Here is a 13,731-nt window from a genome sequence, read left to right as displayed (position 1 = left end):
AGCGTACCATGCCTACCGACACTCAACCTGTCAGCATCCGACTGGACAAACAGGTGATTGAGAACCTAAAACGGGTTGCCCGTTACGAGTCTTTCAAGCGTGACCAGGATGTGACGTATGCCGACCTCATCCGTGAGACTATCGTCCACACCTATCCCATGCCGAAGGACGAGGATACAGACACCGACCAAGACCACAGCGCATAGCGTCTATACTCTCAACTATCACATCGTCTTCGTCACTAAGTATCGCAACAAAGTCCTGACGGGGGCTATAGAAGACCACATCAAAGAGCAGATGCCGATTTTGTGTGAACGCTATGGGTGGGAGCAGTTGGCTCTGGAGGTGATGCCCGATCACGTTCACCTGTTTGTATCGGCTCCGCCAACAACGGCTCCCGTCACCATCGCCAAAACACTGAAAAGCATCCTGGCTGTCTCACTCTTCAAGACCTTTCCCACCTTGAAGCAGAAACGTTTTTGGGGAAGCGGTCTGTGGTCGGATGGCTGTTACTATGGTTCCGCTGGAACTGTGTCTGCCAAGACCATCGCCATGTCTATCGAGGATCAGAGGTCCAAACCTGCATGATTACCACCAAGACCTACAAGTTCCGACTCGACCCGACCCGCGAACAGGAGCAAGAGTTCCTGCGCTTTGCAGGTTGCCGTCGCTTTGTTTGGAATTGGGCCTTGGCACGAAAGCAAGCGGTCTACAAAGAGACGGGGAAGACCCTCGGCTACAACGCCCTGGCGTCCGAACTGGTGGCTCTCAAGAAACAGCCTGAAACCGCGTTCCTCAAAGAGTGCCACTCCCAGGCGTTGCAGCAGACTTTGATGGATTTGGACAAAGCGTTCGTCTCCTTCTTCGCGAAGCGGACAAAGTTTCCCCGGTTCAAGAGCAGGAAGCGGACTCCGAACGCTTTCCGTATTCCGCAGAACGTGACCATCGTGGACGGAAGGGTATCCATCCCCAAAGTGGGACTGGTGAAAGCCCGTCTGCACCGCGAGATGCAAGGAACTATTAAATCCGCGACCATCAAGCAGGAGCCGAACGGACACTGGTATGTCTGCTTCATCAGCCACATCGAACTGCCTGATGTGGAACCCGTGTGGGATGCTCCTGTCGGGATAGATGTCGGTCTGGAGTCTTTCTTCACCCTGGACAACGGGGAGAAGGTTAAGCCTCCGAAGTTCTACCGCAAGGCAGAGCGCAAACTCAAACGCCTGCAACGTGCTGTTTCCAGAAGCCAGAAGACCAGCCGCAGACGTTGCAAGCGCAAGAAGGTTCTGGCTGTATACCATGCCAGAGTGAGAAACCAGCGTAACGACTGGCTTCACAAGATTTCGTCAAAACTCATCAGCCGCTACGACACCCTCTGCATCGAAGATTGGAACCTCAAAGGCTTAGTGAAAACCAAACTGGCAAAGAGTTTCACCGATGCGTCCCTGGGGGCGTTTGTTCGGATGCTGGTCTATAAAGCCGAATGGAATCGCTGTCGTATCGTCAAGGTGGATAGGTTCTTCCCATCCTCCCAAACGTGCCACCCGTGTAACCATCGTCAGCATCTCGAACTCTCGGACAGGCAATGGACGTGTGGGGGCTGTGGCGTGATCCACGACCGTGACCCCAACGCCGCCATCAATCTGCTCCTTGAGGGCATGAGAATACTCGCCGTGGGAAGCCCGGAGAGTCAAAACGACAAGGGAGGGAACGTCAGACTGGCGAAAGTCAGCAGTTCCCGCTGAACTTGGAACCCCCACCCCTTGTGGGTTGGGAGCTTCACAATGAAAGTAGATAGCGCTCTTGCTGGCGCTATCTTAACGAGGTTCGAGGTTGTGGAAGCCGCTAGCACACGATGGAAGAGATAAAACGTCTCGTGCGCTGAGGGCTTTTGTGCTTTTAAGGAGAAAGCCAATGAATGCAAAACATCTTTTGCATGACCTCTTCTCTCGTGCTAAGGGCGAGCCCTTTCGTGTCGTCTATTGGGACGGTTCATCGGGCTGCTATGGAGATGAGGGGGAGCCGGTTTTTACTGTGAAGTTGTTGAAGCCGGTAGATATCGGAGCCTTTATCGAGAACATTGCCCTTGCTTTCGGAGAGGCCTACATGAACGGTGATATCGAGGTAGAGGGCGATCTCGCCGACCTAGTGGCGCTGGCGCTGCGCAATATCGCGCTAGAGTCCTCGTGGCGTTCGATGGGAATGTTCCGCTTTGTTAGGCGTGTAACAGGTGGAAAAAGGCGCTCTCTCAAACAGCAGCAAAAGGATGTGGCCGCACACTACGACCTAGGAAACGCCTTTTTCCGTTTGTGGCTCGATGAGACTATGACCTACTCTTGTGCCTTTTTCCGCACACCCGACGACACCATTGAGGAAGCACAGCGCAACAAGCTGGACTACTCGCTGAAGAAGCTGCGGCTCCGACCTGGCGAAAGGCTGCTCGACATCGGTTCGGGCTGGGGCGCTTTAATCCTGCGCGCCGCGGAACAGTATGGGGTCTACGCCATGGGCATCACTCTGAGCCAAGAGCAGTACAACGCTTCGCTAGATGCGATTAAGGCACGGGGGTTGGAGGATCGCGTGCAGGTGCGATTACAACATTACCAACAGCTTGCCGATGAGGGGGTCATCTTCGATAAGATCATCAGCATAGGGATGATCGAGCACGTGGGGAAGCCTCATCTCAAAGAGTTTGTCCGTTGTGTACGCAAGTTGCTTGCGCCGCAGGGTGTGGCGCTGCTGCACCACATCACGTTGCGCACCCCAACACCCGAATATGCGCAGCACACGGTCTCTTGGGAGCAGAAATATATCTTCCCAGGTGGTTACATCCCTACACTGCCCGAAATGTTGGGCCACCTATCCGAACAAGGGTTTATCATATTGGATGTGGAGAACCTTCGACCTCACTACCGGCTTACTCTGGATAGGTGGTCTGAGCGTTTCGAGCAGAATGTAGCGAAGGTGCGTGAGATGTACGGAGAGCGCTTTGTTCGAATGTGGCGGCTCTATTTGCGTGGGGCCTCGGCCGCCTTTCGAGTGGGGACGCATGGTGTGCATCAAACTCTGGTTAGCAAGGAGGTCGTTGATTCACTGCCGCTTACCCGCGCCGATATCTGCCCTTAAGGAGAAAGATCGTGTCCTTCTAAACGGCACAGGGGAGCCGAAACGGCTTACTTACCAGTCGCCTACACTGCCGTCAGGGTAAAAGGTGCGCTGTAACACCTCCGGTTGGAAGGGATGTTTTTTTACCTCTTTTTCGTTGATCTCAATGCCCAGTCCAGGGCGATTGGAGGGACGGACGATCTGCCCTTTTGGTTCCACCGTAAAGCCTTCGCTGACCACATCTTGGCGCCAGGGCACATCTTTGTGCACCGACTCGCAGAGGATGTAGGAAGGGGTTGCGAAGCCGAACTCTATCGAGGCCGCGGTGCTCACCGGCCCTTGAGGGTTATGGGGAGCAAGCGCTACCCGATAGGCCTCCGCCATGCCGGCAATACGCCGCATCTCTGTAAAGCCTCCGCAGTGAGTGATGTCGCATTGAAGCACACTACAGGCGCGTTTTTCCAGGTATTCTCGCACGGCATGTTGAGAGGTTAGGCGTTCTCCGGTAGCGATGGGGGTTTTTACGGCGCGTTGAATGAGGGCGATATCGTCCACCACCTCGGGCCAGCACGGCTCTTCGAGCCAGTAAAGCCCATAAGGTTCGAGGGCTTTGGCGAACAGCAACCCCATACGTGGGGAGGGGCGGGCATGGCAATCCACCATGATGTCAATGTCCGGCCCTACGGCCTCACGCATGGCGCGAACGCAGGCTTCCGCGTAATGAAGGGGACGCAGCCCCTCTAACGGCATGGTTTCGGGCACGGCCATCGCTTTGAAAGCAGTGAACCCCTCCTGCACCGCCTGCTGCGCCAACTCGGCGAAGCGTTTGGCATCGGCGGGGTGGGTCTCGTAGAAGTCCTCCATTTTGCCGCCGCCGAGGTGGCAGTAGAGGCGGATATAATCGCGTACAGGGCCGCCCCATAGTTTGTGGCAGGGGATACCCAGCGATTTTCCGAGGATGTCCCATAAGGCAATATCTATGCCGGCGATGGCAGTGGCGCGCACGATGCCGTTGCCGTGCCAGAAATGCTGACGATACATCATTTGCCAAAGATACTCGATGCGTGTGGGGTCTTCACCTATCAGCAGGGAGGCTAGGTCTTCGATGGCACCCACCACGGAGCGCGTATGCCACTCCAAAGTCGCTTCGCCCCAACCCCAAAGGCCGGGTTCATCGGTCAGCACTTTCACAAAAATCCAGTTGCGCATGCGCGCGTTGCAGACATGGGTTTCAATGGCCGTGATCTTCATCGATGGCGTCGGTTCCTCCTTGTGAGGGCACTGCTTTTTGAAAAGCGTTCAAAAGGATTGAGGACACACTTCCGTTCTTCACCGAACCGTTGATTTCCTGCCTAGCGTTCCATGAAAGAGAGGAGCCGCCTTGTAGCGGGCGTAGGAGGGGTTGTTGGACAAAAATTTCACGATAATTTCACGCTAGGTTTGTAGAATGGAGCTGTTAGTCGTTGTGGGATGGGGATAGGAAGAAGGTCTGCCCCGTGGACAAAGGCTAACAAAGGCTAACAAGCACTATCTTACACAAAGGAGAAGCAACGATGAGACTTCGGGAATGGATAAGGCGGTTTCCCAGCAGAGGGATATCGCTGGTAGGGGTCTATGGCCTTTTGGTGGTATTGGGTCTGTTGGGTTCGCGTGCAGCACAAGGCACCCCAGATGAACCGCCGGTGCTGCTACACAACTTTTCGTTTGCACAGGGTTTGCAACCGTATAACGGAAGCCCTATTCTTGGCAAAGATGGGATGCTCTATGGGGTCACTACACTCGGGGGCTATGGGAAGGGCGTCATCTACCGGATGAACCCCGATGGCTCGAACTTCCAGGTACTCCATGTGTTTGAGCCTACCTTTTTGAATTTGGATGGACTCGAGAGTTTTAACTACGATGGAGCTTATCCTCAGGCCGCCTTGATGCAAGGCCCCGATGGCACGTTGTACGGTACCGCGATTGGTATAGGGGTATTTAATGCAGGGTCTATTTTCAAGCTCAACCCTGACGGGAGCGGATATCAGATCCTCCATACCTTTGTCTACTCTGATGGAGCAGGTCCGTGGGCAGCGCTCATCTTAGGCAGCGACGGATACCTCTACGGGACTACTGAGTTTGGAGGGGCGAATAATGATGGCGTGGTCTTTCAACTCTCCACCGATGGCTCGGTCTATAACGACATTCACGATTTTGGGGGGTCGGACGGTAACGGGCCGCGAGCCGCCCTGGTTCAAGATGGCAACGGCAATCTGTGGGGAACCACGGTAGCGGGAGGTGCGAATAACGCTGGAGTTATCTTCGAACTCACTCCCGACTCCAACGCCTCAACCGGCTTCGACTTCACCAAAGTTCACGATTTCAACTATCCTGCGGATGGGGCTCAACCTACCGCACCGATGGTGATAGATGCCAACGGGGTGCTGTATGGCACTACCGTTATAGGAGGCATGGCAAATGGCTCTCCTTCTAACAATGGGGTCGTGTTCTCGTATGATCCTAGTACAGCGAGCTTTTCTGTGCTGTACAGTTTTGGCAGTGTGGCAAACGATGGACAGTATCTCTACACCGCTTTAGTGCTCCAGAATGGAACTCTCTATGGAGTGACCTGGCAAGGAGGAGCCTCCAATGACGGCATCGTGTTTAGCCTAGCCACCGATGGCAGCAACTACCAGATCCTCCACACCTTCAGCGGGACGGATGGCGCTCATCCGGAATGTGTGCTTGCCCTTGGCAGCAACAACCTCCTCTATGGAACGACCACGCAGGGTGGGAGTGAAAATCAGGGCGAGGTCTTTCAGATGGACACCTCAGGGAACAACTTCTCGGTGCTACACAACTTCACCATTCCCTCAGATGGCACTCAGCCCTATACAGGGGTTACCGAGGGCACGGATGGCTTCCTCTATGGCACCACGGCAGCCGGTGCCGATACTTCGGCAGGTTCTTCCTTCCGTGGCGACTATTTCTCCGGTGTGCTCTACCGAGTCAAACCTGACGGCTCGCAGTTTCAGGTGTTGCATCGGTTTGACAGTACTAACGGCGATGATGGATATGAACCTTTCGCCCCACCCATCCAAGGCAAAGATGGAGCCTTCTATGGAGTTACTTATAACGGAGGGCTTTGGGGCGGAGGAACGGTCTACCGTTGGAGCCCCACCACTGGCTTCTCGCTGATCCACAGTTTTGGCGGGTTTGGGAACGATGGGCGTAATCCTGAGTATGTTAAGCTCGTTCAAGATGCCAACGGCGTGCTCTATGGAACTTGTTCTGATGGGGGGGAATGGGGTTATGGCATTGTGTTTTCCGTGAACCCCGATGGCTCCAACTACCAAGTGCTGCACGCTTTTGGCGGCAGTGCGGGTTTTGGCGGCATTCCGAATGGGGATGGGGCGCGTCCCTTATCCGGCGTTCTATTGGGCAAAGATGGCATGCTCTACGGCACCACCCTCTACGGAGGCACCAACGACACCGGTACCGTCTATCGCCTCGACCCCAAAAACCCAAACAACTACCAGATCCTCCACGCGTTTGGGGCACTAATGGTCCTCTATAACCAGGACACCGATGGCGCCCTGCCCTATGGAGGGCTGGTGCAGGATGCCAAGGGGAACCTCTACGGGTTCACTCGCGATGGCGGCATGGGCACGAATGCATCCGGCGTGCTCTACAAAATTGACCCCTCCGGCACCTTCAGCGTGCTCTACAACTTCGATACCCCAGCGGGCGTGTTGTACCAGGATTCCACCCCGCTCCTGGCCAAAAACGGCATGCTTTACGGCATCAGCATCCTGCCAGATACCAATCTGTGGCAACCAACGGCGCAAATGAAGGCCTATCTCTTCCAAATAGACACCTCGGGCAACAACTATCAGATTCTTCACACCTTCTCCACCCCAAACCCCGATGGCACCAACGTGGATGGACTGCCGTTTGCAGCCACCCAGCTCATCCAACTGTCGGACGGTGACCTTTATGGGGTGACCCAAGCAGGAGGATTGCTAGGAGGCGGAGCTGTCATCCGCATAGGCCCAGCAGTGAGCTCCCTCTCTCCCAACCACAGCGCTGCCGGGGTCAGCTCAGACCTGAGCCTCACGGTGGTCGGCTCCGGTTTTGGCACGAACGACCAGGTGTTGTGGAACGGACAGGCCCTGCCCACGACGCAGATTGACAGCAATCACTTGCAGGTTACCGTGCCAAAGAGCTCCCTGTCCACTTCGGGCAGTGCTCTGGTGCAGGTCTACGACCCGATTTTGCAGGTAACGACCCAGTCTTTGGTCTTCCTGATAGGCCAAGCTGCTCTGCAAATGAAGGTGGTGTCGGTGACGCGGGATAGCGGAGGCGTTCATGTGACGCTGACGGTAGCGAACACGGGAGGGGCGGATGCAAAGAACGTGACGATAAGCTCTGCGGGCCTGAATGCCCTAAGTTCCACCAACGTGCCATTGAGTGTGGGGACGGTGGGTGTAGGGAGTTCGAGCACGGTCACGTTGTCGTTTCCGAACTCTGTGTCATCTGGAGTCGCGTTGTTATCGGTGAAAGGTACTTACACGGGAGGGAGTTTTGGTGGAAGCTTCCGGGTGAAAGTGCCATAGTCTGCTTTGTTTTGCCCAGAGCGGCTGTCATGCATGCCTTCCGGAGTGCCAACTTCGGAAGGCATATTTTTGGTAGGAGCGTTCGGTCAGCATGCTTTTGAAGGGTATACTCTATCTGTCGCTTTAACTACTTTCGCGCTATGGCGTTGAGGGCTTGTGCTGCCGTAGCGAAATCGAGAGAGACTCAAACAAAGACAGCGTAGGACGATGAGCAACCATCCCATGTGCAATGAAAACGAGAAGATTGTGGGCCTCCGCGCAGAGGTTGAGAGGCTCCGCAAAGAGCTTGCTGAGGTACGGGAGCAGCTTGCCGCAGAGCGTCAGCGCAGAACAGAGCTAGAGCAAGCCAAAGGTAGTGCCCCCGCCCCCACTGAGATCGCCGAAACCCCCGTGGTGATCACCGAATATGAGGCCACCCTGCGTCGGGTGGTACAGCGCACGGCCATGATCGTGCAGGCCGAAAAGTGCGTGATCATGGTACGAGATGAAGAGACAGGCGATCTGGTTGCCTGTAAGCCCGCCTGGGGCATGACCGATGAGGAGGTAAGGCGGTTTCGAGTGCCGCCCGACGTGGGCTATTCTGGTGAAATCTATAAGACAGGGAAGCCGGCCTTCTTGGAGGATGCATCGGCATCTCCGAGAGCGCGTCTCGAACAGCTTCATACCTATGGTGTTCGCAACGCCCTCTCGGTTCCTCTCATCCTTGAAAAACGCGATGAGAACAATCAGATTGTCGATCGGGTGACGGTTGGCGTCTTGCACTGCTTCAACAAGCGATTCGAAGACCGCTTTAACGAGGAGGATCTACGCCTCCTCGAACGCTTAGCCCGCAACACGGCGGCGGTTATCGCCAACATCCAGATCTATATGCAGGTGGTGGAAGAGAAGCAGAAGCTTGCTCATACCATTGAGAGCCTCTCCGCCGGTATCTTGCTGATCAGTCCTGACGGTCGCATTGCCCAGATGAATGCGCAGGCGCGCGCTATTTTCCAGATCCCCTCCCATCTCGACCCTATCGGTAAGCCTTATCAAGAGGTCATTCGAAACGAGCAGGCCATCGCCATTCTACAGCGCAAGATGCTGGAGTTGATGAATCCGTCGCTTCCCGAATCCGATTCAACCTCTATAGAGGAGCGCGCCCAGCAGAACGAGATCACCATTACCGATGAAGATGAGGATCAGTATATCTATCAGGTGCATGCCGCTTTGGTACGCGAGAGCGCCGATAAGCTGATCGGAACCGTCTTTATCTTTAACGACATCACGGATATCCGAAACATCGAGCGCATGAAAACCGAGTTTGTCTCCATTGTGTCGCATGAGCTGCGTACGCCTCTAACGCCTATGAAAGGCTTCATTCAGATGTTGATTGATGGCCTTGAGGAGGGATGGCTCACCAAAGAGGAGCAAAGGGAGTACTACCAGATCATTCAGGAGAACGTGGATAGGCTCAGCCGTATGATCAACGACCTGCTGAATGTGTCTCGCATCGAACGGATGGGCGCGGCCGGCATTGAGATGAACTGGGAGATCACCGACCTTCGGAAGGCTGCCGAGGTCGTCGTCAACACGCAAAAAGGCCGTACAGATAAACATACGTTGGTAATTGACTTTGAGCCAGAGCACATTGAGGTTGAAACCGACCCGGACAAGATTCAGAACATACTTCAAAACTTCGTCTCTAACGCCATCAAATATTCGGAGGGGGGTGAAGTGCGCATCATCGCGCGGCAAGAGCCGCCCTCTGAGGAGTTTCCTCAAGGCTCCGTGCGGATCGGCGTGAAAGACCAGGGCATTGGGCTTTCAGAGAAAGAGATCAAGCGAATCGGTGAGAAGTTCTTCCGCTCCGACAACAAAAAGGTGCGGGCGGTGGGGGGCACCGGTATCGGGCTGTTTTTGGTGAAGCATCTCATCGCCCGCCATGGTGGCTATATGTGGGTTGAGAGCGAGCTTGGCAAAGGGAGCACATTCTGGTTCCGCATTCCGCTGCGACAGCCGAAACAGGATGAAGTGGCCAAGGCGAGCTAGCGGCGATGACGTTATGTCCGAATCTGCGTAGAGAATAAAAGGAGACAACGGTGCAGCCTGTGATCGTACGTATCCAACGCGAGCCCGAGGCCGAAGGGCTGCCCTTGCCGGAATACGCTACGCCGGGAGCGGTGGGGCTGGATCTCTATGCGGCTCTACCGGAAAATGAGGAGGTTATCATCCGACCTGGTGAAAGAAGACTGATCTCCACAGGACTGCGAATAGCCATTCCCTCAGGGTTCGAGGGGCAGGTGCGAGCGCGGAGCGGTTTGGCACTCAACTATGGCATCGGGTTGGTGAACGCACCGGGAACGATAGATGCGGACTTTCGTGGCGTCTTGAAAGTGTTGCTGATCAACTGGGGAGAAATGCCCTTCACGGTGCGGCGCGGCGAGCGTATTGCACAACTGGTGATCTCTCCTGTAACGAAGGCTGTTTTGGAAGAGACGCCGACACTAGACGCCACGCAACGTGGCGATGGAGGGTTTGGCAGCACGGGAATTTGTTGTCGCCCGGGCACAGTAAATACCACGTAGTGGGGAGTTTGCAAGGTGCACGAAGGAGCGAACGGATGGATACACCAGAGGAAAGAAAGACCGAGACCCCATCAGAGCCCGACTCAAGTATTCCGACCCAACAAGAGCCGACGGATACCGCTAAGGGAGGGGTTTTAGCGAACATCGGAGAGGATCCCTCCATTCCTCCGGGCGAAGCAGGGATACGCCACCTTTTAGTAAGAGCGAACCTCCATCGTTTGCGCAAGCAGTACGCTGAGGCCGTGGAGTGCTGCATTGCGGCCATTCGTCGCCGTCCCGACTGTCAGGCCGCTCACTCCATGCTTGGAGATATCTATCGTGATCAGGAAAATTGGGCTGAGGCCGTGCGCTGGTACCGTATGGCCGTGGAGATTCGCCCAAGCGCCGTAGATGAGGCGCGTCTCCAACGCGCTGAGCAGGAGTTACTTCGTCGCCAACAGGCTCTCCCATACGCCATCCCCTCCGATCCAGAGCTGCGAGCCGGCACCATGCCCCTCATGGGGTTGCCACCACAGCGTTGGCTTCTGGGACTTTGGTTGGTATCGTTAGGGTTTCTCGCCGGTGTGCTCCTCATGCTCATCGCGATGCGAACGCACTCTTCTCCTCCTATATCACCCTCCTATTACGCGGCGCCGAAAACCAGCGGTGGGTTCGGCAACGGGGTTGCCTCTCTGCCGCCCACTTACACCACAAGCCCCTATATTCCCATTTCCGCCCCATCCTCTCTGCAGAGCCCCGCGGCTTCTCAGGCGCCTCCGACAAGTAGCAGCGCGGTGTCGGCCGCCAAGAACGATCGAACATCCGCAGCCTCCTCCTCGCCTTTGCCGCCCAGTCTGCCTTCGGCACCGGTAAAGGGCACCGCTCCGTTGTCGGTGCAGCCTACCCAGCTAGCGCATGTGCCCGATGAACCTCAAACCACCCTGCCACAAACGTCCGCGCCCTCTCCAGACCCATCCGGTCTGACCAATGGCTTTCAGCTTACTGGCGAAAACAACCTGGGGAGGGGGGAGGTCGCCGTTTTTCTGTTAGCACCGGCAAGCTATGCAACCGATACAAGCTCTACCGCCCAGGCCACCATCATTCGCAATATCTATCGTGCAGCGCGCTTTGTGTTTGCAAACTCTTACTATGCTTCTGCCACTGTGTTTGTACAGGTTCCATCGCCGCAAGCAGGCGCCCCTTTAGCGATAGCGCAAGCCAACCTGCTTCGCACCGATGCGATGAGCATGAACCCAGACAACGCTTCCTTGCAAGACCTCACGGCGCATCTACAGAACTTTCAATATTTTGGCAACGGTTCTCCCCCACCGAATGCCTCCTCAAGCACCAGCTCTGGGGGAACCTAATCGAGAGGAGAAAAGATGTCTGAAGCCGCTCGCATTCTTGTGGTGGACGATGAGCAGCCAATCGCGGAGGCAATAGCCTACAACCTAAAAAAAGAGGGGTTCTCTGTGCAGACGGCAGCCGATGCCGAGACCTGTCTTGAACTTGTGCGCACGACACCGCCCTCTCTGGTCATTCTCGACATTATGCTGCCCTCCATTAGTGGCTTCGACGTGTGTCGCCTGTTGCGTCGCCAGGGAGACATCCCCATTATTATGCTAACGGCTCGCACGGGGGAACACGACCGCGTGAAAGGGCTTGAACTCGGTGCCGACGATTATGTTACCAAGCCGTTCAACATGCGTGAGCTTATTGCGCGCGTGCGAAGCGTGCTGCGGCGTACCGCGCCCTCGCACGACAAAGATGAGACCATTAAGATAGGGAACCTCTTTATAGATGTTGGTCGGCATGAAGCTCGATTGGGTGAGAGGCCCTTAAACCTCGCTCCAAAAGAGTTCGACCTCCTGCGTTTTCTTGCTACCCATCCCGGCCGTGTATTTACACGCCAAATGCTTCTCGATCGCGTCTGGGGCACGGAGGCTTTTGTGGATGAACGCACGGTGGATGTGCATATCCGCTGGCTACGGGAGAAGATAGAAGAAGACCCCTCCAATCCGCGCCGACTTATTACGGTGAGGGGTGTGGGCTACAAGTTCGCCGAATAGCATGGATGCCTTTTTGCTGGAGCCGCTTCTCCAAGAGCTAGAAATAGGGGTGCTTCTGGTAGACGAGAAGCGCCGAATTCGACGGGACAATGCTGCGGCGAGAAAGATGTTAGGCGCGCCCGATGCAGGTTTGGTCGGACGCACGTTGTTGGAAGCCACCCTTTCCTACGACATGCTTGAACTGCTGCAACTCGCCCGAAACCGCTTGGAACCTCAAGAGGGGGAGATACGTTACCGAGAGGCCACCGGCCGTATTCTCAAAGTCCGCGTGATCCCTCTCTACCACTCTCCCACACCGAATGATGAGACGAAAACCCTGTTCTTTCTGATACTTCTGGAAGATGTCACCACCCTGCGTCATCTGGAAACCGTACGGCGCGACTTTGTGGCCAACGTTTCACACGAACTGCATACTCCCCTTACCTCTATTCGCGCCATTGCCGAAACGCTACGGGATGGGGCGCTGCAAGACCCCGACGTCGCCGACCGGTTTATTGGGATCATTCTCGGCGAGGTGGAGCGGCTTACACGCATTCTTTCCGACCTGCTAGTGCTCTCGCGTGCCGAATCGCAGCCGGTGCAGCGCGTCTCCTTCGATCTGGCGGAGATGATTCGAGACGTTGTAGAGCGCTTTCAAAAACAGGCCGAGCGACACGGGGTCAGCTTACAATGCCTTCTGGAGACGTCTTTACCGATTTCCGCCGATCGCGACCAGATGGAGCAGGTGCTTGTGAACCTGATTGACAACGCCATTAAGTACAACCGGGAAGGAGGCCAGGTGGAGGTGTGCGCCAGAAAGACGGAGATGGAGATCGCGGTGGAGGTTCGCGACACCGGAATCGGCATTTTAAGCCAAGACCTACCGCGCATTTGGGAACGTTTTTATCGGGCCGATAAGGCGCGCTCAAGGCGCACCGGAGGAACTGGGTTAGGGCTTTCCATTGTGAAGCACATCATCGAGGCGCACGGCGGCCAAGTGGGAGTTCAAAGCGAATATGGAAGGGGCAGCACCTTTTCGTTTCGGCTGCCCCTGCTGACGACAGCGGAGAAGAGCTAGGCGGAATCCTCCTCGAGCTCACCTTCTACCTCTATCTCCTCTTCAACATCAAGCTCCTCCGGGGCGATGTCCTCTATCTCTTCGTCCTCAACGAGAGTAGCGGCGGCGCTAAGGTCGGCGTCGTCATCGTCATGTACCAAAGGTAAACGAGCGAGCAGAGGAGCTGGGCTATCCAATATGCTGGGTGCAGGCGGCTCTTTTTGGCGAGCTTCGTCGCTGACGAACTTTACCTTAACGGTGGCCAACCATTGGGGAACTTTAGGTAAAGGTTTTCCTGTCTTGTAGCAACGCACCTCTTGTACAGGTTCATCGGGCTTAGGCATCTCTACCTGTCCTCCTGAAACAGTAGCCTCAGTTGTCAT

At 55.6% G+C, this 13,731-nt stretch carries 12 protein-coding genes; 10 read left to right on the top strand and 2 right to left on the bottom strand.

Going from position 1 to position 13,731, the window contains the following annotated elements:
• Positions 1-8 precede the first annotated feature (8 nt).
• The 4 genes from CCALI_RS16355 (at position 9) to CCALI_RS07910 (ending at position 3,126) form a co-directional block, all read left to right on the top strand.
• Entirely contained in the window at positions 9-206 is a 198-nt protein-coding gene (locus tag CCALI_RS16355; RefSeq protein WP_016482959.1) for a hypothetical protein, read from the top strand.
• Complete coding sequence (gene tnpA / locus CCALI_RS07920) at positions 175-588, top strand: IS200/IS605 family transposase (RefSeq protein WP_044950101.1); 414 nt, start codon at positions 175-177, stop codon at positions 586-588. The genes CCALI_RS16355 and tnpA overlap by 32 nt, the downstream gene beginning before the upstream one ends.
• The gene (locus CCALI_RS07915) at positions 585-1,745 is read left to right on the top strand and encodes an RNA-guided endonuclease InsQ/TnpB family protein (RefSeq protein WP_016482958.1); all 1,161 of its coding nucleotides are present in this window, start codon (positions 585-587) and stop codon (positions 1,743-1,745) included. Before tnpA ends, CCALI_RS07915 begins: the two co-directional genes overlap by 4 nt.
• Positions 1,746-1,914: 169 nt before the next feature.
• Positions 1,915-3,126, top strand: a complete 1,212-nt coding sequence (locus CCALI_RS07910) for an SAM-dependent methyltransferase (protein ID WP_016482957.1) — start codon at positions 1,915-1,917, stop codon at positions 3,124-3,126.
• A 51-nt stretch (positions 3,127-3,177) separates the two neighbouring features.
• Here the strand turns inward: CCALI_RS07910 and dgoD are convergent, their stop codons facing one another.
• Entirely contained in the window at positions 3,178-4,356 is a 1,179-nt protein-coding gene (gene dgoD / locus CCALI_RS07905; protein ID WP_016482956.1) for a galactonate dehydratase, read from the bottom strand.
• Between the two features lie 302 nt (positions 4,357-4,658).
• Here dgoD and CCALI_RS07900 point away from each other — a divergent pair, with 302 nt between their 5' ends.
• The 6 genes from CCALI_RS07900 to CCALI_RS07875 all read left to right on the top strand — a co-directional run bounded on the left by CCALI_RS07900 (position 4,659) and on the right by CCALI_RS07875 (position 13,369).
• A complete protein-coding gene (locus CCALI_RS07900; protein ID WP_016482955.1) occupies positions 4,659-7,700 on the top strand; it encodes a choice-of-anchor tandem repeat GloVer-containing protein in 3,042 nt (1,013 codons plus the stop codon).
• A 222-nt stretch (positions 7,701-7,922) separates the two neighbouring features.
• Entirely contained in the window at positions 7,923-9,728 is a 1,806-nt protein-coding gene (locus tag CCALI_RS15135) for an ATP-binding protein (RefSeq protein ID WP_016482954.1), read from the top strand.
• A 50-nt stretch (positions 9,729-9,778) separates the two neighbouring features.
• Complete coding sequence (gene dut, locus CCALI_RS07890) at positions 9,779-10,264, top strand: dUTP diphosphatase (RefSeq protein WP_016482953.1); 486 nt, start codon at positions 9,779-9,781, stop codon at positions 10,262-10,264.
• A 35-nt stretch (positions 10,265-10,299) separates the two neighbouring features.
• Positions 10,300-11,610 (top strand): tetratricopeptide repeat protein, encoded by a 1,311-nt coding sequence (locus CCALI_RS07885; RefSeq protein WP_016482952.1) that lies wholly within the window; start codon positions 10,300-10,302, stop codon positions 11,608-11,610.
• Positions 11,611-11,625: 15 nt separating this feature from the next.
• A complete protein-coding gene (locus CCALI_RS07880; RefSeq protein ID WP_016482951.1) occupies positions 11,626-12,312 on the top strand; it encodes a response regulator in 687 nt (228 codons plus the stop codon).
• Between the two features lie 13 nt (positions 12,313-12,325).
• Positions 12,326-13,369: a sensor histidine kinase gene (locus CCALI_RS07875; protein WP_172636643.1), complete on the top strand. Its 1,044-nt coding sequence runs from the start codon at positions 12,326-12,328 to the stop codon at positions 13,367-13,369.
• On the opposite strand, the gene CCALI_RS07870 is transcribed toward CCALI_RS07875, so the two are convergent.
• A complete protein-coding gene (locus CCALI_RS07870) occupies positions 13,366-13,731 on the bottom strand; it encodes a hypothetical protein (protein ID WP_044949021.1) in 366 nt (121 codons plus the stop codon). The two genes, CCALI_RS07875 and CCALI_RS07870, sit on opposite strands and share 4 nt — an antisense overlap.

This window comes from Chthonomonas calidirosea T49, from assembly GCF_000427095.1.
Classification (GTDB): domain Bacteria; phylum Armatimonadota; class Chthonomonadetes; order Chthonomonadales; family Chthonomonadaceae; genus Chthonomonas; species Chthonomonas calidirosea.
Note: the sequence above shows the minus strand (reverse complement) of the source record. Positions and strands in the feature narration are given on the sequence as shown.